The 25,361-nt window shown below is 41.8% G+C and carries 20 protein-coding genes; 9 read left to right on the top strand and 11 right to left on the bottom strand.

Going from position 1 to position 25,361, the window contains the following annotated elements:
* On the top strand, positions 1-195 hold a 195-nt coding region (locus tag I8752_RS14710; protein WP_214433061.1), incomplete at its 5' end, for a hypothetical protein.
* Positions 196-214: 19 nt separating this feature from the next.
* Here the strand turns inward: I8752_RS14710 and rppA are convergent.
* The 3 genes from rppA to hemL all read right to left on the bottom strand — a co-directional run bounded on the left by rppA (position 215) and on the right by hemL (position 3,447).
* Positions 215-946 carry a two-component system response regulator RppA gene (gene rppA / locus I8752_RS14705; protein WP_214433060.1) on the bottom strand — a complete coding sequence of 244 codons (732 nt, stop codon included), beginning with the start codon at positions 944-946 and terminating at the stop codon, positions 215-217.
* A gap of 259 nt (positions 947-1,205) precedes the next feature.
* The gene (locus tag I8752_RS14700) at positions 1,206-1,403 is read right to left on the bottom strand and encodes a DUF2811 domain-containing protein (protein WP_214433059.1); all 198 of its coding nucleotides are present in this window, start codon (positions 1,401-1,403) and stop codon (positions 1,206-1,208) included.
* Between the two features lie 745 nt (positions 1,404-2,148).
* Positions 2,149-3,447, bottom strand: coding sequence for a glutamate-1-semialdehyde 2,1-aminomutase (hemL, locus tag I8752_RS14695; protein ID WP_214433058.1), 1,299 nt, complete (start codon positions 3,445-3,447; stop codon positions 2,149-2,151).
* A gap of 118 nt (positions 3,448-3,565) precedes the next feature.
* Here hemL and I8752_RS14690 point away from each other — a divergent pair, with 118 nt between their 5' ends.
* Both I8752_RS14690 and hisIE read left to right on the top strand, forming a co-directional pair.
* Positions 3,566-3,760 (top strand): ChaB family protein, encoded by a 195-nt coding sequence (locus tag I8752_RS14690; RefSeq protein ID WP_214433057.1) that lies wholly within the window; start codon positions 3,566-3,568, stop codon positions 3,758-3,760.
* Between the two features lie 181 nt (positions 3,761-3,941).
* A complete protein-coding gene (gene hisIE / locus I8752_RS14685) occupies positions 3,942-4,592 on the top strand; it encodes a bifunctional phosphoribosyl-AMP cyclohydrolase/phosphoribosyl-ATP diphosphatase HisIE (protein ID WP_214433056.1) in 651 nt (216 codons plus the stop codon).
* A gap of 87 nt (positions 4,593-4,679) precedes the next feature.
* Here hisIE and I8752_RS14680 read toward each other — a convergent pair whose 3' ends face one another.
* Entirely contained in the window at positions 4,680-6,632 is a 1,953-nt protein-coding gene (locus tag I8752_RS14680; protein WP_318780853.1) for an iron uptake porin, read from the bottom strand.
* Between the two features lie 289 nt (positions 6,633-6,921).
* On the opposite strand from I8752_RS14680, the gene I8752_RS14675 reads away from it, so the two are divergent.
* Entirely contained in the window at positions 6,922-7,926 is a 1,005-nt protein-coding gene (locus tag I8752_RS14675) for a FecCD family ABC transporter permease (RefSeq protein WP_214433063.1), read from the top strand.
* 65 nt (positions 7,927-7,991) lie between these two features.
* Positions 7,992-8,768 carry an ABC transporter ATP-binding protein gene (locus I8752_RS14670; protein WP_214433055.1) on the top strand — a complete coding sequence of 259 codons (777 nt, stop codon included), beginning with the start codon at positions 7,992-7,994 and terminating at the stop codon, positions 8,766-8,768.
* Positions 8,769-8,841: 73 nt separating this feature from the next.
* Here the strand turns inward: I8752_RS14670 and I8752_RS14665 are convergent, their stop codons facing one another.
* The 3 genes from I8752_RS14665 to I8752_RS14655 form a co-directional block, all read right to left on the bottom strand.
* Positions 8,842-9,468, bottom strand: a complete 627-nt coding sequence (locus I8752_RS14665; protein ID WP_214433054.1) for a hypothetical protein — start codon at positions 9,466-9,468, stop codon at positions 8,842-8,844.
* Positions 9,469-9,591: 123 nt separating this feature from the next.
* The gene (locus I8752_RS14660) at positions 9,592-10,314 is read right to left on the bottom strand and encodes a cadmium resistance transporter (RefSeq protein WP_214433053.1); all 723 of its coding nucleotides are present in this window, start codon (positions 10,312-10,314) and stop codon (positions 9,592-9,594) included.
* 340 nt (positions 10,315-10,654) lie between these two features.
* Complete coding sequence (locus tag I8752_RS14655; RefSeq protein WP_214433052.1) at positions 10,655-11,314, bottom strand: DUF1003 domain-containing protein; 660 nt, start codon at positions 11,312-11,314, stop codon at positions 10,655-10,657.
* A 546-nt stretch (positions 11,315-11,860) separates the two neighbouring features.
* On the opposite strand from I8752_RS14655, the gene I8752_RS14650 reads away from it, so the two are divergent.
* Positions 11,861-12,790, top strand: coding sequence for a carbohydrate ABC transporter permease (locus I8752_RS14650; protein ID WP_214433051.1), 930 nt, complete (start codon positions 11,861-11,863; stop codon positions 12,788-12,790).
* Positions 12,791-13,011: 221 nt separating this feature from the next.
* On the opposite strand, the gene I8752_RS14645 is transcribed toward I8752_RS14650, so the two are convergent.
* The 3 genes from I8752_RS14645 to I8752_RS14635 form a co-directional block, all read right to left on the bottom strand.
* Positions 13,012-18,111 (bottom strand): translocation/assembly module TamB domain-containing protein, encoded by a 5,100-nt coding sequence (locus I8752_RS14645; protein ID WP_318780852.1) that lies wholly within the window; start codon positions 18,109-18,111, stop codon positions 13,012-13,014.
* Positions 18,092-18,757 (bottom strand): AsmA family protein, encoded by a 666-nt coding sequence (locus I8752_RS14640; RefSeq protein ID WP_214433050.1) that lies wholly within the window; start codon positions 18,755-18,757, stop codon positions 18,092-18,094. Before I8752_RS14640 ends, I8752_RS14645 begins: the two co-directional genes overlap by 20 nt.
* Positions 18,758-19,102: 345 nt before the next feature.
* Positions 19,103-19,276: a hypothetical protein gene (locus I8752_RS14635; protein WP_214433049.1), complete on the bottom strand. Its 174-nt coding sequence runs from the start codon at positions 19,274-19,276 to the stop codon at positions 19,103-19,105.
* A gap of 355 nt (positions 19,277-19,631) precedes the next feature.
* Here I8752_RS14635 and I8752_RS37350 point away from each other — a divergent pair, with 355 nt between their 5' ends.
* Both I8752_RS37350 and I8752_RS14630 read left to right on the top strand, forming a co-directional pair.
* The gene (locus tag I8752_RS37350) at positions 19,632-19,769 is read left to right on the top strand and encodes a response regulator (protein ID WP_225895666.1); all 138 of its coding nucleotides are present in this window, start codon (positions 19,632-19,634) and stop codon (positions 19,767-19,769) included.
* Positions 19,770-21,611: a response regulator gene (locus I8752_RS14630; RefSeq protein WP_225895665.1), complete on the top strand. Its 1,842-nt coding sequence runs from the start codon at positions 19,770-19,772 to the stop codon at positions 21,609-21,611.
* A 773-nt stretch (positions 21,612-22,384) separates the two neighbouring features.
* Here I8752_RS14630 and I8752_RS14625 read toward each other — a convergent pair.
* Complete coding sequence (locus tag I8752_RS14625; protein WP_225895664.1) at positions 22,385-24,010, bottom strand: tetratricopeptide repeat protein; 1,626 nt, start codon at positions 24,008-24,010, stop codon at positions 22,385-22,387.
* Between the two features lie 440 nt (positions 24,011-24,450).
* On the opposite strand from I8752_RS14625, the gene I8752_RS14620 reads away from it, so the two are divergent.
* Positions 24,451-25,361: glycosyltransferase (locus tag I8752_RS14620; RefSeq protein ID WP_214433047.1), on the top strand; the 911-nt coding region annotated here is incomplete at its 3' end.

Genomic DNA, 25,361 nt, shown 5'->3' with positions numbered 1-25,361 from the left:
GGCGGAGGGGCGGAGGGGAAAGAATTGGCATACTGTAGAGCAAAAGGATACAAGAAAGAGGATTTATCTATAGGAGAAAAAGCAACATTTGTTTTAGGAGACGAAGCCCAATTCAACAATGCATTTGTTGTTCAATGCTTATTATTTATCTATAGGGTTTCCTTTGTGCTCCCCATCCCTTCTACCTCTTTGTGAATATAGATTTTATACTCTTTTAAACTTTCAGGCGATACCCTACACCATAGATAGTTTCAATCGCAGACTCGCTGTTATTTTCTCCTAGTTTACGTCTGAGTAAACGAATTTGTGCTGCCACTACATTACTCATAGGTTCTGCGCCAATTTCCCAAAGCCGATCGATCAGTTGGTTGCGAGTGACAATATGGTTATGATGCTTCATCAAGTATTCCAGCAATTGAAATTCTTTGATGGTTAACGAGTTTACCAGTTTGTTGCCATTGGGATACTGACGAATTACTTCGTGAGTGCTGTAGTTGAGGGTAAGATTACCTACTTGAAGATAGCGGGATTGAATTTGAGGACATCGCCGTTGTAATGCTCGCAATCTTGCTAACAATTCTGGCATATCAAAAGGCTTTACCAAATAGTCATCTGCACCGCTATCTAACCCAATAATTTTTTCTTCCATCCGATCTTTGGCTGTCAACATTAATATTGGCAAAGAATTATTTGGCGTTTGCGAAGTGCCTTGATCGACAGAAACCCCTCCTTTAAAAGCTCGTATTTTTTTGCACAACTCTACTCCTGAGATTCCTGGTAGCATCCAATCAAAAATTGCTACTGTGTACTCAGTACAGCCAGTCTCTAGATACTGCCATGCCTGAGTACCATCTAGAAACCAGTCAACTACATACGCCTCGTGATGCAGTACTTCTTTGATTGCTGTCCCTAAATCTGGTTCATCTTCAACTAAGAGAAGTCGCATAGTTCAGATGTTTTGTTTGAGTAATCAAATTTTAGATAAATAGACATTCATTCAAAGATGACGAATAATAGTAAAATGCAAATCCGATTCAGCAACAAAGTATAATACTCAGATAAATATTTAAAGCAGTCAGAATTCAGGAGATATGTTTATTTTAGCTCCTGATTCCTGACTATCTAAATACGTATTGTAGATAATTGAAAACCGTTTCTCAGATCCCGAAGACCACTTTCTTTGTCGCCCTAAATGTTATGTGTTGTTAGCAGCGATGAAACAAAGTTTCTAAATAAACTTGGGCAACACGGCGATCGCCATCTGCATTTTGCAACAAAAACAGTGCGATCGCTGCCGTCAATACTCGTTGCTCATCCCAATCGGGATGCTGTTCTAAGTAGTTCTTTAGACATTCATGCAGTGTTTCGGGAAGCTCGGTAAAAATGTTAACTGTTGCGTTCATGAGATTTTGCTTCTATTGAGCAAATCAATAAGGACAAATAACTTTTCGCCTATCCACCAATTTTTCATCACACTTAAGTAAATTTATACATTTAGTGCTATCGGTTGAATCGACTGCAAAAGCCTGCGGAATTATTGTGCGCTGAAAGGGGGTAGGTTTGTCAATATTGCAAAATATTAAACATAACTATAGAAAAAATAAATATTTACGACAGAATCAACTTTACAGCTATTTTTTTGTTACGTTACTTAATCAAAACTCAGTAAATAAGAATTCTGGGCACTGTGATGACGAAATCCCCAGTAAGTCAACAAAAGCCTATTAACTTGTAGAGCATCTGTGGAAAACAGCTGAAATATCTGTGGAAAGTCTGTGGAATAAGTGAGGAAAAGTTCAACTAATGATTAAGAATTACAAAAAAGCCTAAAAAGATCGGGGAGTAGGCAAAATGGGGAAAAGGTTATAAGGAATAGTTCTTTGCTTTGGGAGCGTCGGAGTCCCCCACCATACATTTATGTTGGTGGCTCTAGGAACGCTCCCGTCGTGGTACTGGGTACTGGGTACTGGGTACTGGGAAATTGTGACAAAATTTGGGAGGGGTCAAAGCAGAATTCCATAATATGAGCGATTTGACACCCAATCACGCCAGTTCGCTCAACGGGGGGAACCCCCGCACACGACTGGCTCCCCAATCCCTAATCCCCAGTCCCTTTTCCTTTACACAGCGAAGCCTTCTTGCTTACACCTAGAGGCTAGACAGGACATCGCGTGCAACTGCTAATGTTTGCTCAATATCTTCATCAGTATGAGCCAAAGAAGTAAATCCAGCCTCAAACTGAGAAGGTGCTAAGTAAACACCGCGCTCTAACATACCGCGATGGAAACGGCCAAATTTAGCTGTATCCGATTTTTTGGCATCTTCGTAGTTATGAACGGGGCCAGCAGTGAAGAATAAGCCAAACATGGCGCTGATATGACCGCCACAAGCAGCATGACCAGTTTCTTGAGCGATTTGCAATAAACCGTCAGCAAGCTTTTGAGTAATTCGGTCAAGATAGTCGTAAGTACCGGGCTTTTGCAGTAATTCCAGCGTCTTAATACCAGCAGTCATTGCTAAAGGATTACCTGAAAGTGTCCCAGCTTGATATACAGGGCCAGCCGGGGCAATCATTGACATAATATCCCGCCGTCCGCCATAGGCTCCTACTGGTAAGCCGCCACCAATTACCTTGCCTAAAGTTGTCAAATCGGGAGTAACACCAAATTTTTCTTGAGCGCCACCGTAGGCAATGCGGAAGCCAGTCATTACCTCGTCAAACACCAATAATGCGCCATGCTCTTGGGTAAGTTCCCGTAACCCTTCTAGAAAACCCGCATCGGGAGTAATAAACCCGGCGTTACCGACAACTGGCTCTAGAATCACACCAGCAATTTCATCGCGGTTTTCCTCAAACAAAGCTTTGACAGCTTCTAAATCATTGAAAGGCGCAGTTAGTGTGCTGCTAGTTGCTGCTTTAGGCACTCCCGGCGAATCGGGTAAACCGAGTGTGGCCACACCAGAGCCTGCTTTCACGAGGAACATGTCAGCGTGACCGTGGTAGCAGCCTTCAAACTTGATGACTTTCTCGCGTTGGGTAAAAGCTCGCATCAGGCGCAAAACTGCCATACAAGCTTCAGTTCCAGAGTTGACAAATCTGACCATTTCGATGCTAGGAACGGCATCAATGACCATTTCTGCCAGGATATTTTCTAGGACTGAGGGAGCGCCGAAACTAGTACCTTTTTCCAAGGCTTCATGTAATGCCGCAATCACTTCTGGATGGGCATGACCGCAGATGGCTGGGCCCCAAGTGCCTACATAGTCAATGTATTGGTTGCCATCGACATCCCAAATGTACGCGCCATTAACGCGATCGAAAACTATCGGTTGTCCGCCGACGGATTTGAAAGCACGAACCGGAGAACTGACTCCTCCCGGCATGAGATTTTGGGCAGCAGTGAAAATTTCTTGTGATTTTGTTGTTTTAATCGTGGTATTTACCAAGGCTCTCTCCTGATAGTGGGCAATCAAAAAGCTATATCTAAAGCTCTATCTTAGGATAGGGTCAAAAACTGCTCAAAACTTTTATCGTATAAAATAATAGCAACCAAAAAATAATAAAATGTTATATCAGTCTAATGAAGACTTGCCTTTAGAAATTCGCACTCGATTATCTGAGGCATACCAGGATCTTTACCGTGCAGCTTTTAACTCGGCTATTCATTGGTATGGTGAAGCATCGAAGGCTCATCAAGTCGCTTTAAGTGCTGTTAAAATGCAGTCAGCTATGGATAGAAAGGCTCTTGTTTTGAGCTAATAGGGTTGGCGGAATTAAAAGTTAAAAACTTTGTATTTAAGGTTTGCACGCTGTTTTTTAGCGCATTTTTATTTCAGAAGCACTGTAGTAGATAATAAGTTTGTTTGGAAAAATCATACCAGCTGTCCTATTCACAATGGTATCGTGAAATGAGCGCTCTTATGAGAACAAATTAGCTGGTATGTTTTCCACTGACTCCCATTCATTGCACCAATCCATCCCTGTTGAGAAAATTCGCTACGACGAACGGGGTTTAGTGCCAGCAATTATTCAAGATTATTTAGATGGCACTGTTTTGATGATGGCATGGATGAACCGGGAATCCTTGCAAAAGACTTTAGAAACTAAAGAAACTGTTTTTTGGAGTCGTTCCCGGCAAGAATTATGGCATAAAGGAGCGACATCGGGACATATTCAGAAAGTACAAAGCATTCGTTATGACTGCGATAGTGATGCACTATTAATTGGGGTAGAGCAAGTAGGAGATATTGCTTGTCATACTGGCGAACGCAGTTGTTTTCATCAAATAGAAGAAAAAATTGTCCCCCCACCAGGAGATACGTTGTCGCAATTATTTCAAATAATATGCGATCGCCGCGATCGTCCCACAGAAAGTTCTTACACCTGTAAGTTATTGGCTGGCGGTGATAACAAGATTTTAAAGAAAATAGGTGAAGAAACCGCTGAGGTAGTAATGGCTTTTAAGGACGATGAAGCGGATGCGATCGCAGGCGAAGTTGCGGACTTATTTTACCATACACTGGTTGCTTTAGCGCACCATCAAGTTGATTTAAAAGCCGTGTATCGCAAGTTGCAAGAGCGGCGGAAGTGAGAGTAGGGGAAGCAGGGGGAGATAAGGGAGTAGGGGGAGAATAATAATTCTTGTAGAGACGCGATTAATCGCGTCTTCCTACCTAATTTAGAACGTAAAAGTAGTACGAAGTACGCCTACAGTTGTTGTGTCGTTATTGCTGTCACCTTCAGGATTAAACAGGACAAATGCACCTGGGGTAATGCTGATATTGTCATTTACCCGAAAACGGTAGTAAGCCTCTAAGTGGTAGGGAACTGCTCTATTAGCCCCATCAGGCGCAAGTTGAGCTGCACCACTGGCATCGCTGCGATATAGCGGTTGTCCAAAAATGATCCCGGCGTTGTTTCCCTGGTGAAATAAATCGTTGAAATGAATACCTGCCATCCAACTGGTGAAGGTAGTTGAAGCATCAACAGCACCAGAAGAATCGTCAACAAAAAATGCCGCGCCATAGCCAGATAAGGCAATTTTTTGGGAAAAACGCCAAGTAACAGTGCCACCAACAGAGTTGAGTTTTACAGGCGTACCTAGATCGAGTCCTGGGCCTATCAAAGAACCAATGTCACTGCTGGTTAATCCCGTACCTAAGATATTTATTTCGTGATAACTATTGGCATAGTTCAGACCAATATCTATGGAACTGCTTGGTTTAAAAGTCAATTGAGCTGCTACGACACTACTACCGCCAAATACACCAGATCCCAAAGGTGTGCCAGAAACTCCTGGTAGAATGTCAGCACCTCGTTGAGGAATGTTGGCATTAACACTGCCGTATAAAGCTCTCAAATCTAGTTGCTTGGAAATTTGGAAAATAAAGCCAGCAGCAGATGCTAGTCCAGAACCCGAAGTACCGCCAGAGACACGTACTACAGGATTCAAACTAGCAAAGCGAGAAATCGCCTCTTGTCCTTCGCCATAAAAAGGCGTGATGGTTGGAAAAGCATCCGAGACTTCAGCAGCAGTTCCAGCAAACAACGTTAATTTATCAGCGACGGGAAAGATGTAAAGCAGTTTGTAAAGTTGAAGAGAGTTTGCACCTATACCTGACAAAGTTTTAGGATCGACCCCAGGAAATTGAGGTTCAAAGCTGGTGCGAGCGCTGCTAGCACTGAGTATTGGTGATGCTAATCCCAAACTCTCTTGCAGGCTACCACTTCCATCGACACCACCCAAGAAATTATAAGCTTGCAATCCGGTGATGAGTAAATCTTTGCCTGTGAAGCTGGTGTTGAGATTTAACCGGACTCGGTTTGTCAAGATAATGTTAGGGTTATCCCTACCTGGCGCGCCTCCTGTCGCACCAATGGCTGCGATAATTGCTTCTCCACTGAGTTTGGTAGTTGTAGAAAATTGATTTGCTTCTAATTCAGCCGTGCGAGTTTCTAAAGCATCTACCCGACCCCGCAGCGTTGCTAATTCAGCAGCAAATTCTTCTTGCAGCTTTTGCAAAGTGGCTAAATCTTGCTTTGTTACCAATTCAGAAGTTGCTGTGGCAATTAACTCGTTGACTCTATCTAAACAAGCATTCAAACCAGCGGCAAATTCATAGCGAGTCAAGGCACGATTACCCCGATAAGTGCTGTTAGGGTAGCCAGCAATACAACCGTAACGCTCAACTAAAGATTGTAAGGCTTGGAAAGCCCAATCTGTAGGCTGCACATCCGATAGTTGCGATACAGATGTGACTTGGGCAATGGTGTTTGCTCCCAAAGATAACTGTGAAGACTTTGAAGTAGTTTGAGACGAAGAATCACCAGAAATATTTAGTGCTAATTCACTAGTTTGTCGATTTTCATTTACAATAAGTGAATCTTGTTTACTGCTGGTATCTGTTGATGCAATAACTTTCTCGTTGATAGAGAAGGTTTTGAAATTATTATTGCTTGTTTTGTCAAGAGCTTGAGTATTAAAATCAAGTGTTTTTTCAGATACTTTTAAACTTTCAGTATTATATTGGGCATCATTAACAGCAGGTATTGCCCAAACAGGAGACAATCCTGCGAGTAGGTATAGTAAAGTTACTCCATTAATAGAAGTTAGTATTAGACCGATTTTCACTGTATTTCCTCACACTTCCCATTAAATATCTATATGAATTTCAAAGTATCCAATGAAACTCACACATGTATTTATTAAAATATATTTGTGTATCAAATAAATATTTTTCTTTTTTATATTTAGTATTAGATTTATTATATTTAGATTAAATTTAAATATAATAAATCTAACTTATATCAATATTTAATATTAGGAAATAATCTATTGATGATATAAAAGTAAATCTATAGGACTCCTATTTGATTTTTGAAAAAAATCAGTTTTCAATTTACGTGATGTGACTAGGCAATTGCAGACAATTTTTACCAAACACCGTATATTCTGGGCGATTTTACTCTTTGGTACAGCGCTAGTAGTAACCCTGGCGCTTTCCTTATCTCAAGGTGCAGTACCCTTAAGTGTTGCTGAATTATGGCAAGCACTTCTCCACAAAGGCGATCCCATCAAACAGACAATTCTCTGGGATTTACGTCTCCCTAGGATTACCGCTGCTCTGATTGTTGGTGCAGCTTTGGGAATGTCAGGCGCACTGTTACAAGGAATGTTACGTAATAGTTTGGCTGACCCTTTTATTTTGGGTATTTCAGCTGGTGCAGGACTGATTGTTATCCTAATGATAGTTTTGCAAATATTTCCCATAGCAATACCTTTAGCAGCGTGGATAGGAGCAATTTTGACTTCAGCCATAGTCATTTTGCTCGGTCGTGCAGGTTCGGGAGTTTCCATTGAACGGTTGATTTTAGGCGGAGTAGCCGTCAGTTCTTTATTAGGCGCAGTACAGAGTACATTACTTTTACTAGCAGAAGACGGTCAAATTCAAATTGCCCTGAGTTGGCTGGTTGGTAGCCTGAACGGACGGGGTTGGAAAGAAGTTTCTACAGCCGGGCCTTATCTTATCGTTGCATTGCTAGGGGGATGGTCGCTGGCGCGATCGGTGAACGTGCTGGCTTTGGGAGATGATTTAGCTGTGGGTTTGGGAGTTTCGTTAACGCGATCGCGTCTTTTAATTGGTGGTGTCGCCACTTTATTAGCCGCAGGTGCAGTGAGCATCAGTGGTTTAATTGGATTTGTCGGTCTTGTTGTCCCTCACGGTGTCCGCCTCATCGTTGGTACAGATCACCGCTTTGTTTTGCCACTGTCAGCGCTTGCAGGTGCTTGGTTGCTCACTTTTGCAGATTTACTTTCTAGATTGGGAGCGGTAGAACTACCAGTAGGTTCTGTTACTGCTTTGCTAGGTTCGCCCTTATTTATCTGGTTGCTTTATCGTCGTTCTGCGGGATTCGGTAAATTGTAAGAGACGCGATTAATCGCGTCTGTACAAGAGTTAGTTTTTTAATTTTGAATTTTTAATTGTTAAAAATGCCACTGGAATTGCAAAATCTTACTGGCGGTTACACAACCGTGCCAATTGTCCAAGATATTAACCTCACTCTGCAAACAGGAGAATGGTTAAGTTTAGTCGGTGCTAATGGTTCTGGGAAGTCTACATTACTCAAGTTGCTAAGTCGTATTCTCTCCCCGCAGCGAGGAACTGTACTACTCGATGGTAAAGCAATTCACTCTCAACCCCCAAATTTAGTTGCACAGAAACTAGCACTTTTACCGCAACAACAAACGATTCCCGTAGGCTTAACGGTGCGACAATTAGTCAGTTTAGGACGCACACCGCATCAACCCTGGTGGCAATGGGAATTAACTGCTGAAGATTGGCAAAAAGTTGAAGCTGCGATCGGAAAAACGCAATTAGAAAAATTAAGCGATCGCTTGGTCGAACAACTCTCAGGTGGTGAAAGACAGCGCGCTTTTTTAGCTTTAGCACTGGCGCAAGAACCAAAAGTTTTACTATTAGATGAACCCACAACTTTTTTAGATATCAACTATCAACTGCAACTCTTGGAACTACTCAAAGACTTAAATCAGCAGCAGGAATTAACTATTGTCACAGTGTTACACGAACTAAATTTAGCAGCGCGATATAGTTCGCGTATTGCCTTATTAAAACAGGGTCAGCTTTGGGAAGTTGGTACCCCTGAAGAAGTTTTGACACCACAGGCGATCGCTCAAGTTTTTGGCGTAGAATCAGTGATTATTCATACTCCAGTTGGCTTACAAGTATGTGCCATTTCTGCGGTGTAAAAAATTCTAAAAAAAAAGAATACAGAATTTTAAATTCTGTATTCTGGTTTCTAACTTTTGAATTCTGTTTTATTTAATCTTCAATCGGTGCATTGGGGGCTGCTGCATCAATTTCGGCTTGGGACAAGTTAGGAATCGACAAGCTGACATCACCTACTTTGATTGTTTTAGCAGGGGGAACATTAAATTCAATAGCACCTGTTTCTGGATTTGTTTTCGCTATTAGCTGAGTTCCATCCACAACTTTGATAGCTAAAGGTTCTGCTAGTTCTTCCACGCCAGCTATACCAGCTACTTTAGTACCAGTTGGTAAGTAAATACCATCGCAGTCCCATTCATCCTCTGTAATCTTACCATTTCCTAAGAAGTAGAGGTTATTTCCTTGCAGTACTTTTTTAGGTTTATGAGCATAAACAGCTAGGGTTTTTCCAGTTTCATTGCGGCACTGTGCCCAGTTTTGTGCTGTTTCTAAGATATATTTTTGGAGCTTCAAGTCGCCCAGTTTTTGCTCAATTTCTTCTGGTGTATATTCAGTTTCATCGGGTGTATTTTTTATCTGCAATAGGTTATCAATCGCTTGCGAGACTTCAGTGTAGTCAGTACTAGTAGTTAGGTTTGGTCTATCTGCCCAAGAAGGTTGAGCAATTGCTAAATTCAACAGCAGGATTAAAGCAACTAAAGCAGATTTGAATAGTTTCATGATTGTTATCCTTGTGACAAGTACACAATATTTTTAGTTTAGAAACGTTTCTAAATGAGACAGTGACTTTGATTAATTGCGAGAAATTTATCGCTCAAAAGTCTCACAAAGATTGTTTAACGATTACCCCGGAAAATCAACGTTTGAGGATGTTGCTGCTTGTCCATTAATTCCATACAATTTAACGATTCCTGTTAAACAGAGGCAGCTAGCTGCTAAAAGAATTGGAGTTAGTGAGGCACTGTCTAGGATAATAAAAATACCTAAGCCAATCAACACAAAAGGCACAAAATTATTGCCGTAGCGGCTAAGTAGATTGGCGATCGCAGGCTGGCAAGCAAATTTATATGTCAGATAGCACCAAACACCAACTAGCAATAGGAAGATTCCAACGATCGCTAGCAAACTAGGAAGAGCAGTATTAGCAAATAATGGCATATAGATACTCACATTATCACTGCCATTGGCGATAGTAATAGCCGCCACGCTATAAGCTTGGGGAGAGAGAAAACTTGCCCAGGTAGAGCAATTAGACAACTCAGTTTCCGGCTGTGTCTCAGACGATGAATCGCTTTCAGGATTCAGCAGGCGATTTAGCCCAATAGTGATAGGTACTAAACCCAGAAGACCAATCCACTGGGATGGCAATACCAAGCCCCCTAGAAAACCGACTAGGCTAGCAATGACCAGAGTACAAAAGCCCAAGTACTGACCAATCACAATGTGGTGATGACGGAAAGTTGCATTCACCTGAGAGAATAACAGCGTCAGGATGACCAAATCATCCAAGTTTGTGGCTGTAAAAGCTGTGATTCCGGTAGGGATTGCAGTGATGAGTTCGTTCATTGTCTATGTCTCCTCAATCTTCATGTTGGTGTAGTCTGGGCTAGCGTCTGGTTAATATCTGTAAATATTTGGGAAACTGCTACTTAACCAAGCGTGGAGGTCTAGCATCTCCAATTCAACTGATAGGCTTTGCCCGCTTGGGATTAAGTGCAAAAATTAGAATTACACTTTATAAACCTACTTAATCAAAGCAAAATTCTTTTTTATCAAAATCCTAAAAGTACTTTTACGCTCAAGCATGGGAGAGTCTAGAGTTCAACCTTTAAATGTATCGAGTAAAGTAACTTCAGGCTCTCTTGCTATTGGGGCGATGAAAAAAAGCATTTGTGGCTCACTCTTTTTAACGTATCAGCTTCTCAACAACTTTGTTATCGTCTTTTAATGGTTGGTCAACTGTGAAAGGTTTGTTAGTAGAAGTTTCCTTAAGGAATTTAGCGTTAGTTTGGACGTGGAGTCCTGGTAATAGGCTCACTTTAACTTCTTTAGTCTCTTTAGAAGTGGGTACTAAAGTTACTCTCAGCTCGTTGATAATTCGCTGTTGTTCTTTGACAATTTGAGTCAGTTCGTTGAGCTGTTGAGCGTGCAAGCTCTCTAATTTTTCATGAAGTAGTTCAATGTTTTGTCCAGCTCTCAGATTCACTTGGTGGTCAATTTCGGCGTTTCTGCGATCGGTATCAGACTGGCGGTTCTGACTCATCAAGACAATGGGGGCTGTGTAAGCTGAAGCAAATGAAAACACTAAGTTAAGCATGATGAATGGTGATTCATCCCAGTGGGGAACCCCAGGCATCAAGTTCATCCCAACCCACCCTGCCAAAACAGTGCTTTGGCAAATGAGAAATTTCCAAGAACCCACATGAGATGCAAGTTTATCGGCAAGGTGCTGTCCGGAAGTTAATTCTTCAGTGGAAATGTTTTGCGGTTCTCGTTCTACAATGTGAAGGTTTGGAACAGCTTTGGCATCAACTTTGTTGGACGATACTTTTTTTAATGTATTCATCTCACACCTCTGGGCTTTGTTTGTGTCTGTGTTTCTCCTGATGTCTTTTAATGTAAGCGGTCTATCCGATAGGAGCAAATATTCTTTTTTTTTTAAACGATAGATAAAAATGATGGATATAAAAAATCTTCCCTGAGGTGAATCCTCAGTGACTATAATTTATCGTCGCAATTTGCTAACCTCTGGAATTTGGCGATCGCCATTCTCATTGGGTTGCTGACTTTTCACGGGAAGTCCTCAAACCCTCGTTAAGGCTGGGGGTAGGGGGTAGGGTGTAGGGTATAGGGAAAACAAGAAGCCTGACTACACCCCACACCCCACACCCCACACCCTCGCTCATACGTCCACATACCGTGAAAAGTCAGATCGGGTTGCTGTAGTTAAACGCACACTTTCGCTACACGAGCGTGCTATTCATGGTGAGCGATGCCTGCGGACTACGCCTACGCACATCAATGGCACATGTTGTAGTATTAATTAGTTTTTCCAGCTTGTATTCATTGCGGGCGGGGAACCAAGCGGCCAATTCAACTCTCACTAGACCCCATGAATCAATTGACCCCTAAAGATTGGATACTTATCAAACAGCGACTGACTCCTTATTTATTTTTGCTACCTGCTTTGATAATTTTGGGGTTAACCGTCTTTTGGCCGGCACTACAAGCGTTTTATCTCAGCTTTACCAGCTACGAAAATATTACCCAGCCACCGCAATGGATAGGTACTACTAACTTCCTACGTTTGTGGAAAGATGTAGTTTTTTGGCAAACTTTAGAAAACACTTTTTTATATCTTGTAGGTGTCGTACCGATTTTAGTCATGGCTCCTCTAGGGCTGGCAATTTTGGTAAATCAGAAACTCCGAGGAATGAATTGGTTTAGGTCTGCATATTATACGCCAGTAGTGATTTCCATGGTAGTTGCGGGGATAGCTTGGAAATGGTTATATGCAGATAACGGCTTACTCAACCAATTTCTCAAAACTTTAGGTCTTTTCCCAGAAGGCATTCCCTGGTTAACAAGCCCTGCCAAACTTTTTGGCATTGTGCCAATTTCTCTCGCTAGTGTCATGGCTGTAACTGTGTGGAAGGGGCTGGGCTACTATATGGTGATTTATTTAGCAGGTTTGCAATCAATTCCCGTTGATGTGTATGAAGCTGCGGCAATTGATGGTTCAGATGGTATTCGCAAACACTGGGATATTACCGTACCCTTAATGAAGCCTTATCTCGCACTCGTAGCAGTGATTTCAGCTATTTCTGCCACGAAGGTATTTGAAGAAGTATACATTATGACTCAAGGCGGGCCGCTGAATAGCTCAAAAACAATTGTTTATTATTTATACGAGCAAGCGTTTAGTAATTTGGAAATTAGCTATGCTTGCACAATTGGATTAGTATTATTTTTAATAATTTTAGGACTATCTGTTTTGCGATTAGTTATTAATCAGCAAGAAGATAATAATATCACTGTTTGATATCGGGAAGAGGCTATTTACAGCAAAGTGCTGAGTTAGGAATCATATCATGTCCGCCTAAATAGTTACGATAAAAGTGACGCGGAGATGGGGAGACGCGGTGACGCGGGGAATTTTTAATTGTAAGTTATTTACCGGACATGATATCAGTTGTCAGTTGTAATTTTCTCCCCCTGCTCCCTCATCACCCTCATCTTTTATGCCTCCTGCCTCCTGCCTTTTTAAAATCGTTTTTGATACTCCACTACTGCACGACTGTCATCGTCTAAATTGGTGGAAGCCCGCACGCGAAATTCATTATTGATTCGGTAATTAATACCCCATTGGAAAGGGTCACTTGCTGTCAAAATCTTGATACTAGAAATGGAAAATTTGGTAGAAATATCAATGCCAGCTTCTGCTGCTAATTCCAAAGTTGAAACGCTCTTTCCCGCTTCGGGATTATCAGAAATGACGGTGGGAAATATCCGAAATTCACTTAAGCCAAAAGCATTACCAATTTGGTTAAAAGCTGATTGAAAGTTATTAAATACAGCCGAACCTGCGATGTTAATTAAACCTAAAGTACTATCGCCGCGTCCTTCAGTATCTACAAACCCACCTCCCAACAAAGCGACAATTTCTGTTTCGCTGCGTGAGGGACTGCTTGTTAATTCCAGATTTTCGTCTAGTTTGCTGGCGGCCCCCGTGACAGAGGCTTCGACTCGCACGCTTTCTAAGGCTCCTAAGCCGGCGGTAGTTGTGCGGCTGAAGTCACTATTTTGAATTACATCCAATACTTTAGCGAACAGTTTTACATCTAAAATGGGGTCGCGGGGTTGATTAGCTCTAAAAGTTGCTGTATTTTTATAGCCACGCACAAGCTTAAATTGAGTAGTAAACAAATTAACTCCACCTTGCTTGAGCTTGATAGTGCCATCGGGTATGGGATCGGCAAATGAGCCGTTAACTGTGAGGTTGCCAGCTGCTTGGAAGCTGAGAATCGGCGGACGGATAACTTCTACGTTTTTGCCTAACTCTATTTGTAAATCGTTAAACTTGGCGATCGCATCCCCGTTATCAGTTTTAGTCTGCTTATTAGCTTTGGTAAGTGATAAGTTAACACTGTTATTAGCAGGTTGATTAGATTCGGTAGATTCTGCTAGCAACACCTTACCATTAAACAAATTCACTTTACCGCCAACTAGGGGGTTAAGGGCAGAACCAGTAATTACTAAGTTACCGCTAGCTCCTCCTTGATAAAGTCCTTTGAGATTCAAGGTGAGTTCGCCGGCTTTCACAGTCAGGGGATTGTCGATATTCGCTTCGCCATTATTGAAGATGGGAATTGCTCCCGCAGCCTCTACCTGACCTCGGCTAAACCTACCTTGAAGATTTTCTACTAATATCCGGTCTAAATTAAAATTCACCTTGCCTGTGACACGTCTCACCTTTCCTGGCAAAGCTGGAGCTGAAAAAGTGGCATCCTTAACAGTGGCAATTCCCTCTACCTCTGGTCGCTGTCTGGTTCCCCTTAGCTTGAGGTCTACTTCTCCTTCACCTTTTTCAAATGCCACTTGTTGAGTCAACAGATTTAAAAGTGCCAATCCCTCATTTCTCACTTTCACATCTAGACTGATTTGATTATTATCTGGTGCTACAGAAGCAAAAGGTAACTGATAGGGAATACTGCCACTAATGTTAACGGGTTCTGGCCCGGCAACTGAGACATTACTGCCAAAGTTCAACCGTCCATTGTTATAACTGAAACTTGTCGTTGCTGACTCGATTGGCTTTTGATTTAGCGTTCCTTGGGTAATTTGCAATTCGCCTCTAGCTTGGGGATTGGCAATGCTACCCGCTAAAGCTGCCGAACCGTTGAGATTGCCTGTGATGTCAACTGGCAGGTCAACAAAATTATTTAATAATTGTATGGGAAAATTATTCACTCGCAATTGACCAGATTGCTCGTTACCGCCAATGTTACCGCTGAAGGCAAGCAGGCTATTTTCAGACTCAATTCGGAAAGGTCGCAACTTCAAAACGCCTTTTTCAAAACTGCCTTCAGCAATTATTTTGTTAGCTTTATAATAACGAGTTGGTTCGTCTTCTTTGCCCCAGGCAAAGTTTTGACCATTTAAATCAAATTGCACTGCCAGTCCGTCAGCTGCGGCAGTATCTACGGCAACTTCTCCGCTGAAAGTTCCTTGCAGGTCTGCTAAATCTGGCACAAAACTAGAATCGAGACGTTGTTGTTCCTGTGCTGCTAAAAGTGCCTGAATTTCATAAAAGCGCTTGATTTGATTGAGTAAAGGCTGTTTCTGTAAGCCTACGGGGTTGGTGGTCAAGTCTGCGGCTGTGCCGTAGCTTGGTTGTGCTGCACCGCGTTGGAAATCTTGTATTTCATATATCTGCGCTACTGTCAGAATATCTTGGATATTTCCTTGCTGGACGTTAAGTTTACCTTGTAGTTGCGGGCCTTTAGAAGTTTGTCCGACATTCCCAGCAAAGGCGTAGCGACTGTTACCTTTGACAAATTCGCTACTAGTAATTGTGGCTTGATTATTACCATAACTGAATTGAGCTGCCAAGCGATCGCCTTGCAAGCGGCCAATTTTCGGCCCGGCGATCGCTAAATTGCCACTAGTTGCTAATGTCTGCTGATTAACTTGCAAATCTCCGTTTAACAAACCAGCTATTTGACCGCCACCCAAACGCAGATTTGGCGGCGGAGTTAAATTTAATACTTGCAAGGGGAAGTTGCTAAGGTTGAGCGCTAAATCATTTCCTTTAGCGTTACCGATGGCTACTGCCTGCTTCCACTTCACTAGGAAAGATTTTGGACGATTATTGCCATCTAAGTTAAAGGCTAGGCGATCGCTAGTCCCAGCCAAGTCTAAATTCAAACCTTGTCCTTGTGCTGAGACAATGTTTCCCCGTAACAATGGCTCAAAAGCCAAGCCTTGTACGACCAAATCTCGTAAATTTATTTGTCCTGTGACATTTGGTAAGGGGAGTTTACCAGTAACTCGACCGTTAAAATCTACTTTCCCCGCCAAAGCAACTTGATTAGGCAAATTAATCGGTAACTGTTGCAGATTGTAATTCTGCGCTTGGACGTTGAGATTGAACTGGGTAATTTCCGGTATACCTGCTCCTTTAGCATTGGCTAATATGTCACCATTCACACTTAAACCTGGGGCAGTAGCTTGGTTAATTGTCAGCTTCTCGCCATTCCAAGCAACTGTGGCAGTTAAGGGTCGCTCAATTCCAGCTAGACCCTGGGATAACTGCACCTGACCAGCAGCCTGCAAATCGGCTAGTACATTATTTCCTAGAGTACCAGCCACTTGCAATTTTCCACCAAACTGACCCTTCAATTGCTGATTTAACCGATTTAATTCCACACCCGCAGCATCAACCGCTGCTTGATAGCGACCGTTAGCTATTTGGATGTTAGAGGCTGTAATCGCGCCACCTGCAACATTCACTCGTGCTTGACCGCTAGCTTGAATTGACTGCGGTTGCAACGATTCCACCGAACCAGCAACGTTTAATTGACCGTTTAACGCTCCTTGAAACTGAGGGGGTACTGCTGCCAACTGTTGCAAAGGTACATTATTAGCTTGCACTTGTGCCTGATAGCGACCGTTAGCTAGTTGGATGTTAGCAGCTGTAATTGTGCCACCTGCAACATTCACCCGTGCTTGACCGCTGGCTTGAATTGCTTGGGGTTGGAACGATTCAACTGACCCTGCTACCTGAAATTGACCGGTTAACCTGCCGCGAAATTGCGCCGGAGTTGTTGCCAATTCTCGCACAGCCAGATTATTTGCTAATACTTGTGCCTGATATACACCATCAGCCAGTTGGATATTTTTGGCTGTGACTGTGCCCCCAGCGACCTGAAGCCGTCCCTCACCAGTACCGCGCAGAGTCTTAAGGCTAAAATTCTCTCTGTTACCTGCGATTTGGAACGTACCCGCCAACGGCCCGCCAAAAGCTGGAGGAATCTGTTTCAATATCCGTCCCAGCCGCACACCATTAGCGACTAATTGAGCGGAAAAGCTTTGGTCTTGCAGTTTGATCTGAGAAACCGCAACTGTGCCGCCAGCAATTTGTACCCCTGCACCTTCAGTCCGAATGCTAGCAACTTGAAATGGGGCTGTCGTGCCTGAGAGAATTAGACGACCGTTGAAATTTGCCCCTGCTAAAGAGACATTTTGTAGTTGACTTTTATCGACAAAAGGTTCCAATTCAATGCCAGAAGCTTGGGCAACAGCTTGCCAGCGCTCGTTAGCATAACTGCCAGATGCTCTGACTACGCCACCGCCGAAGTTGAGAGCCACATTGCGGAAAGAAACGGTGCGATTTGAGTTGACAACTACCTCGCCAGTGCCGGGATAAGTGGCTCTGGGAGCCTGCCACTGTACCACAGTTTTGACATCATCAGCATTGCCAGTCATTTGGGCTGTACCGGAGACAGTGCCGATTTGAAAGCCAGGTGTTGTATCGTAGAGTTGAGCGATCGCATTACCAGGAACATTCTTGGCTGCGAAATTCAAATTTAGTCGCGGGGTATCCCCCACCTGAATTGTGCCACCGCCTGTAATTTCTCCGCCAACTTTTGCTACACCCTGAATATCTCTCAAGGTCACTAAGGATTTACTAGTAGCAAACTCAAAATCACCGCTGACGCTCTTAAAATCAACTTTGTCAATTCGCGCAGGCTTGGTAGTAGCAACTGTACCTGAAAGAATTGGGTTAATAGCCGAACCAACCAGCCGCACATCAGCTTGTAGTTGACCGCTTACAGGTACAGGCAGTTTTAGGTTGAGAGTTTCCTTCGCATCTGCTACACTTACAGCTTTCACATGCCCTGCTAACCTAAAGCCAGCTTCAGTATCGATGATTCCCGTAGCCACTAGAGGAACTTTACCGTAGTTGGTAGTCAGACCATCTAGCTGGATTTCCGTTCCTTGAAAGCGCAGGTTTCCTTGAGTCTTATTTAGCGTTTGTTGTAAGCGAGGAACTTGAATTGTTACTGCTTGCAGGTCAGTGCTACCAAATAACAAGGGTTTCTGTTCTACTCCCTGTTGAATTTGTAAGTCACCATTAACTCGACCCGCCTGTAACTCCAGAGGTAACTTGACAATGCGGGTAACATCAGCAGCTAGTAAACCCTGTCCTCGTAACTGAAAAGTGCCTGCTATTACCTTGGCAAGTGTCTCTCCTTGGATAGAAACATTGCCACCACTGTCTGCTTGTCCCTGGACATCAAATTTGATCTTCTGGTTATTCTCCAAGAGTTGGGCAGTGCCGCTAAGTTGAGAAAATGACACAGGTGAGGCGTGAGTGCTGAGTTGTGAGTGCTGAGTGCTGAGTGCTGAGTGCTGAGTAGGGGAAGAGGCAGAAGCTTTCTTTACTCCCCTGCTCCCCTACTCCCTCTACTCCCAATACTCTCTTCTGCCCTACTAGTGTCAGCTTGCCATTACGGAAATGCAGTTTATCTAAATCGGTTTTAATTGGCCCTTCTTCACCACCGGAGGCTATGCTAACGGTAATCCAGCGATCTTGTTCGTCCTGTTCAATGTAAACGTCGGGATTGACTAGAGTTACATCTAGCTTTAACTGACGCTGAAAGATTAATTGCAATGGGTTAAAACCTACTTCTACAGCATCGACCACGACTCGGTCTGGGTCTTTTGGTGTTGCTGGAATAGCTGAAGCTGCAAAGTTTACTCCTGTGAGAGAAAATCCTGTGACTTTTCCCAAGCTTACCGGACGGTTGAGTGTAGTTGTAAGGCTTTTTTGAGCTAACGGCGTTAACTCTTTTTGCACAAAAGTCCGCAACCGCCAACTAGCGACTGTTAGTCCAACCAGAAAAATTCCGCCTAAAGCAATGCCACCGCGAGTCAACACCAGCAACCACAAACGCTTAGAGGTGGCGGATTTGAGATGATGTTCTCGATTGGGAGTTTTAGTCATGTGGTTGGTTTCACTTATTACTTGCTGGATGTTGCAGGCAAACTACTAGCACTAACGAGCACATGGGTTAACAAGGCCAATTCCAGCATACAAACCAATTTGAGATTTTGGATTACTTGGGTGGCTGTTAGTATAGTGGCCCTAGGTTAGAATTCCCATTTTCCAGTACTTGTATTAATTCACCAAATTATTGCTATGGCAATTGACGAGGCAAAGAGACAAAGCGGGAAGAACTAGAATTGATATCTTTTTTTACTCATATCTTCTACGCTCCTTATATCCCCATCCTCTCTAGCTTCCCCAGCTTTTGTTAGTGCTATCTCCCCACACCCATTGTCAAGACACCTAGATGTAATCAGAGGTTCCAAGTTTTAACATGTTGCCAGATTTGAGAAAATTGGTGTTAATTCCGATAATTTTGCCATGAGAACTTGAATTTTTGCCTACTTTAGTGTCTTCAAGCAAGGTACAAAGATGTAAAAATAAACTGCTAGCGATCGCCCGATGAAAAAAATTCATTATTATGCATGAAAAAAGGAATATTCCCTATACACCATACCCCGGAATGTTTGTAAAATAGATAGTTGTTTCTAGCACATTGCACTATTTTCTCAACAAGCGGTAGTTTTGAGCTATAGATATTGTTTGGAGTTAGCTTACTTTTAATTAACAATTTTTACTTTCATTTACTTCATTCGTTCAGTTTTCACAAAATTAGCAGAAAATGTTATTTACTCAATCAAATAGGAGCCGGACTTGTGAGTGATGAAGTGAGAACGGCTAAACCAAAAGACTGCCTAGCTGATAGCAAAAAGATGGGGGCGTTGAGGCGATCGCTTATTTAATTTAAAATTTCGACAAATAAGAGGCAACAATGAATTTTAATACAAGCGAAGAAGGTGTCATCTTAATCGTCGATGATACTCCAATTAATTTAGAAGTATTATTCAATGTTTTAGAAAATGCCAACTTTAAGGTTCTTGTAGCCGAAGATGGAGAAAGTGCAATTTAAATGGCTGAATGTGCATTACCTGACTTAATTTTATTAGATATATTAATGCCAGAAATTGATGGTTTTCAAACCTGTCGTTGCTTGAAAAACAATCAATCTACCAAAGACATACCCATAATTTTTTTAACTGCCCTTGACGATAAAGTAGATAAAGTCAAAGGTTTGAATCTTGGGGCAGTAGACTATATTACGAAACCACTAGAACATGAAGAAGTTTTAGCGCGTGTCAACATCCATCTGCGTTTGCGAAATCTGACAAAAAAACTTACAGAACAAAATGAGCGTTTAGAGATAGAAATTTTTGAACGCAAGCAAGCAGAACAAAAAATTCGCGAACAAGCTGCTTTGCTCGATATCACAAAAGATGCGATTCTTGTGCAAGATTTAGATAACCAAATTCAATTTTGGAATCAAGGTGCTGAATGTTTATACGGTTGGACAAAAGAAGAAGCAGTGGGAAAAAATACCAATCAACTTTTGTATTCTCAAGAAACTTTAGCAAAATTGAAAAATATTCAAAAAACTGTGGCTGAATTTGGTTCGTGGCAAGGTGAGTTATATCAAGTCATAAAACAAGGTCAGGAGATTATTGTTGCTAGTCGCTGGACATTAGTATACGACGAGCGAGGAAAACCGAAATCCATCTTAGTTGTTAACTCAAACATTACAGAAAAAAAACAACTAGAAGCCCAATTTCTTCGCGCTCAACGCATGGAGAGTCTTGGTACTCTAGCAAGTGGTATTGCCCACGACCTCAACAATGCACTGACACCAATAATGATGTCAGTTCAACTGATCGAAAAAAAAATTACTGACGATAAAAGCCAAAAATGGCTGTCGATTATGGAAACCAACATTAAACGAGCAGCAGAGTTAGTCAAACAAGTGCTGTGGTTTTCACAAAAAGTTCAAGACCGTTTTACAACTTTACAAGTGAAAGATTTAATTTCCGAAATAGAAAATATTATTAAACAAACATTTCCCAAAAATATTGAAATCCACGTCAAAACTCCCAAACGAAACCTTTGGAATATCTCTGGTGATGCCACTCAACTACATCAAGTGTTGATGAATCTTTGCATTAATGCTCGTGATGCCATGCCTAATGGCGGTATCCTGAGAATTTCTGCAAGGAATTTTTGGGTGGATAGCCAATATGCGCGCATGAATATTGATGCTAAAGTTGGTTCCTATGTGATGATTTGTGTTTCCGATACAGGTGCAGGAATTTCTAAGGAAATAGTAGATAGAATTTTTGAACCATTTTTTACAACTAAAGAAGTTGGTCAAGGTACGGGGCTTGGTCTTTCAACTGTTATGGGTATCATTAAAAGCCACAATGGATTTGTGAATGTAGTTAGCGAACTTGAAAAAGGAACGGAATTTCAAGTATGTCTACCTATTACACAGATAATTGCCAAAGAAACTACAGAAGAGACAGTTAAAGACTATGAAAAATTACCTGTAGGACATGGAGAATTAATTCTTGTAGTTGATGATGAAGATGCAATTCTTGAAATTACTAAAACCTCGTTAGAAAAAAACGCTTATCAGGTTTTGGTTGCTAGTGATGGGATTGAAGCTATTGCTTTATATACAAAATATCAACAAGAAATTAGTGTTGTGTTAATTGATATGATGATGCCATATATGGATGGTTTAACTACTAGCCAAGTGTTGAAAAAAATCAATCCAGAAGTCAAGATTATTGCTGTTAGCGGTCTATCTTCCAATAATGAAATGATTAAAGTTGTAGGTAATAACATCAAAAATTTTATGTTAAAGCCATACACATCACATGATTTGTTAAAAAGTTTACAAAAAGTTATTAACGATAACTAGATGAGGGTAAAAGAACATCTAAAAAAAGGGAATATCTAAACCTTTTCCCCTACCTCTTGCCTTCTACCTCCTAATATCATGTCCGCCTAAATAGTTACGATGAGAGTGACGCGGTGAGGTAGTCGCAGTCCTGGTGAGTCCACTTGCCGTCTTGGCGCTTTGCGTCGTTAGCGCAGCGTTAGCGAGTCTTCTCCCAAAGGGAGACGCTCGTTCGCGTAGCGTCTGGCAAAGTGGCGTTAGCAGGAGCGTCACCCGAAGGGCGGTTCCCGTCGGTTGCGAACTGCCGTTAGCGACGCAGGAGCGTCACCCGAAGGGAGATGGAGAGAAGCGGGGACGCGGAGAATTTTTAATTGTAAGGATTTACCGGTTATGATATAACTCCTTACTCACCACTTTAATATGAGGAGTGAAGAATATTTTGTTTCACTCCTCAATATTCACTCCTGACACACATAGCTATTCTCGATTGTGTTCGTTACATTGTCGGGATGCAAAACTTTGCACCCCCAAGATAGATATCTGTATTGAAACCAATTGAGAACGCCATAATTCATATACAACATGTAATGAATGTACTAAACCTCTAACTAAAGATGCACATTATTGTGAACTAGTTGAGTATTGATAGATACACAAATTTATTAACTATCAGCTATTACGCTTTTAAATTGTACGAGTGCTTTTGAGATTTGTTGACTGCATGACGGTTAATAGTCAACACAAAAAGATGTGCAAATTAAATACGCGACAGCTTATCTGTTTGCTTGGTGTTATTACTTTGATTTTTGTTGTAACTGTTCTTGCAAACGTTTTTGAGCAATGCTTTGATTGGCTTGTGCTAAAGAGTTTTTGGGGTCAATTTTTAAAGTTTCATCAAATGTAGCGATCGCTTCTTGAAACTTACCCAATTTTAGCAAGGCAACTCCTTTGCCAGCTAATATATTAGCATTATTAGGAGTTAAATTATTGGCGCGATTGTATGCAATAATTGCCTCATCATATCGCGCTAAATCTAATAGCACTATACCCCGGTTATACCAGCCTTGCGATAATTCTGGATTAATACTAATTGCGCGATCGGCAGACACTAAAGCTTCTTGATTTCTGGCTAGATGCCACAAAACTACACTGCGATTAGCCCAAATATTTGCTAATAGTAAATTCTCAGTCGATTTAGTTGTATTCTCTAATGCTTTGTTGTAAGCTGCTAGTGCTTCGGGGTATTTTTCTAATGTTCTCAGAATTCTGCCTTTATTAAACCAAGCTTGAGCATAATTAGGATTAATTTTTGTAGCGCGATCGCTACTAGCAATTGCTTCGGAATATCTGCCTAAATACCACTGTGTAGTAGCACGATTATTCCAAGCTTCGGCATATTTGGGATTTAAAGCGATCGCCCTATCTATAGATGCTAATCCTTCTTCATAATTTCCCAATCCTGCTAAGGCAATTCCCCGTTGTTCCCAAGCAAGTGCGGGACTTGTTGTATCACCCCAGCGATTATCTCCTTGTAATGCTTGTTCGCTAGCTGTTTGTGCTTCTTTGTATTTGCCTAATTTATTGAAGGCTACACTTTGACTTGCCAATGCTAATGCATAATTAGGACTCAGTTTCAGAGCAAAGTCATAAGAAACGCTGGCTTGTTCTGGTTTGCCCAATAATATTAAAGATTTACCGTGTTCGATCCAGATATCGGCATCTTGGGGATTAATGGCGATCGCTTGGTTCAATGAGGCGATCGCTTCTTCTATTTGTGAGTTTTGTTTTTGTGCTAATCCTTTACTATACCATGCAATTGCTGGAGAACTATCACCCCAATTTTGATTAATTTTGATTGCTAAATCGCAAGCAGTTATCGCTTCTACAAATCTGCCTACATTGGATAAAGCTTGGCAGTTAGCAACTAAAGCTAGAGAATTTTCCGGATTAATCGCTAAGGCACGATTAAAGGAGGCGATCGCTTCGTTAAATTGTCCTAATTTATTTTGTGCTAAACCTTTATGATACCATGCTATTACTGCTGTATTATTTCCCCAATTTTCATCCGAACGCAGTGCTAAATCGCAAGCTGCAATTGCTTGGGCGTATTTTCCTAAGTTGAATAATGCTTGACACTGCTGTGCTAAAGCTAAAGAATATTTGGGATTGAGGCGGAGAGTGCGATCGGCTGAAGCTAAAGCTTCTGTATACCTTGCTTGTTTCATTAGCACTTGAGTTCGTGCTATCCATATTTCTGGGTCTTTTGGTTTTAAAGCAATGGCTTGGTTGCAAGCGGCGATCGCCTCTTGCGATTTATTTTCTTCTCCCAGCAAATTACATAAACTTGCCCAGTAATCAAAATCTTGAATTTCTAACTTTTCTTGCGCTAACCCCATTTTGGGTACTATGCAATTAGCCATCAAAAAAGTACAAGTTAGTATCCAACTTAAACGGCTTTTTTTAACTTTATTTGCCTCGATATTGATTGTTAAGCATATATTGGTTATGATATTATTTGATGTCAGATATTTTATTGTGTCTGCTAAAAAGTATTTCATAATAATTAAAAAGAGTGAGTAAAAAATATTCAAGATATTTTTAAGGGGTTGTAAATCTCAACGATGACAGCAGCTATTATGATGGCAAAATGCAGCAAAATAGTTAAAAAATTTTAGATAGTTTTAAATATTAGTTAGTACAGTGTAAATTTTATTTAGAAAACCACATTAGACACAAAGTAACTACTCTTACGAGTTCTCTGTAACGACTACCCGCAGGGGAAAATGCCAAGATAAAAGTTTAAGAATTATTTAGCATCGCTGTCGTCACGGGTGATTTAAATTCTATTTGTGAAATCTTGATGATGCCAACAATTTCTTTGATCGTCACAGTTTACAATCGAGAGCGTTACCTGAACGCTGCCATTGAAAGCATTTTGGCTCAAACTCGGAGTGATTTTGAGCTACTGATTTGGGATGATGGTTCTACAGATCGTTCGCCAGAAATAGCCCGCGAGTATGAAAAGCGCGATCGCCGCGTGCGGGTTATTGTAGCAGAACATCTGGGGCGAGTATTAGCTTTAAAAGCTGCGATCGCCCAAACTACCGCCCCTTACCTTGGTTGGGTAGATAGTGACGATTTACTCGCACCGACAGCACTGGCGCAAACCGCAGGAGTTTTAGATACCAAACCGCAAATTGGTTGGGTTTACACCGACTATCTAGATATTGATGCAAACAACACAGTTCTTAGCTACGGCTATCGTTGTTTGGTTCCTTACAACCGCGAAGAACTGTTAAATAAATTCATGACATTTCACTTTCGGCTAATTCGGCGGGAAGCGTTCGACTTAGCGGGTGGTATTGATGAATCTTTAGAAGCAGTAGAAGATTACGATTTATGTCTGCGACTTTCAGAAGTAGCAAAAGTGCAGCATATTTTTCAGCCACTTTATTATTACCGCACCCATGCAGATAGCATATCTCAGCAACGGCAACAAGAACAAATAAAGCAATCGCATCAAGCTGTGAAAAAAGCCCAGCAGCGTTTGCAGGAGGCAGTCCCGATGAAACAAGTTTCACCGCCATGTATGAAAAAGGTTTCTTCACGGCAGTTGCTACAACGGAGGGAACCTCAACGGACAGTTTGCTCAAATCGGGGAACCCGCCCACGCAACTGTCCTCCGCAACGCACTGCCTCCCCTACACCCCACACCCTACACCCCACACCCTTTTTCAAGTCAGAGGGGCAGAGGAGTATTTTATGTGTGGG

The organism is Dendronalium phyllosphericum CENA369 (assembly GCF_016056275.1).
In the GTDB taxonomy this organism is placed as follows: Bacteria; Cyanobacteriota; Cyanobacteriia; order Cyanobacteriales; family Nostocaceae; genus Dendronalium; species Dendronalium phyllosphericum.
The sequence above is the reverse complement of the archived record's forward strand: the minus strand, read 5'-3'. Positions and strand labels throughout refer to the sequence as shown.

Bases quoted from the DNA above. Each gene is read 5' to 3' on its own strand.
- rppA (WP_214433060.1), bottom strand. From the start codon at position 946: ATGCGACTTCTCTTAGTTGAAGATGAACCAGATTTAGGGACAGCAATC.
- I8752_RS14700 (WP_214433059.1), bottom strand. From the start codon at position 1,403: ATGAACGCAACAGTTAACATTTTTACCGAGCTTCCCGAAACACTGCAT.
- I8752_RS14690 (WP_214433057.1), top strand. From the start codon at position 3,566: ATGTTATATCAGTCTAATGAAGACTTGCCTTTAGAAATTCGCACTCGA.
- hisIE (WP_214433056.1), top strand. From the start codon at position 3,942: ATGTTTTCCACTGACTCCCATTCATTGCACCAATCCATCCCTGTTGAG.
- I8752_RS14670 (WP_214433055.1), top strand. From the start codon at position 7,992: ATGCCACTGGAATTGCAAAATCTTACTGGCGGTTACACAACCGTGCCA.
- I8752_RS14665 (WP_214433054.1), bottom strand. From the start codon at position 9,468: ATGAAACTATTCAAATCTGCTTTAGTTGCTTTAATCCTGCTGTTGAAT.
- I8752_RS14660 (WP_214433053.1), bottom strand. From the start codon at position 10,314: ATGAACGAACTCATCACTGCAATCCCTACCGGAATCACAGCTTTTACA.
- I8752_RS14655 (WP_214433052.1), bottom strand. From the start codon at position 11,314: ATGAATACATTAAAAAAAGTATCGTCCAACAAAGTTGATGCCAAAGCT.
- I8752_RS14650 (WP_214433051.1), top strand. From the start codon at position 11,861: ATGAATCAATTGACCCCTAAAGATTGGATACTTATCAAACAGCGACTG.
- I8752_RS14640 (WP_214433050.1), bottom strand. From the start codon at position 18,757: ATGACTAAAACTCCCAATCGAGAACATCATCTCAAATCCGCCACCTCT.
- I8752_RS14635 (WP_214433049.1), bottom strand. From the start codon at position 19,276: ATGAATTTTTTTCATCGGGCGATCGCTAGCAGTTTATTTTTACATCTT.
- I8752_RS37350 (WP_225895666.1), top strand. From the start codon at position 19,632: ATGAATTTTAATACAAGCGAAGAAGGTGTCATCTTAATCGTCGATGAT.
- I8752_RS14630 (WP_225895665.1), top strand. From the start codon at position 19,770: ATGGCTGAATGTGCATTACCTGACTTAATTTTATTAGATATATTAATG.
- I8752_RS14625 (WP_225895664.1), bottom strand. From the start codon at position 24,010: ATGGCTAATTGCATAGTACCCAAAATGGGGTTAGCGCAAGAAAAGTTA.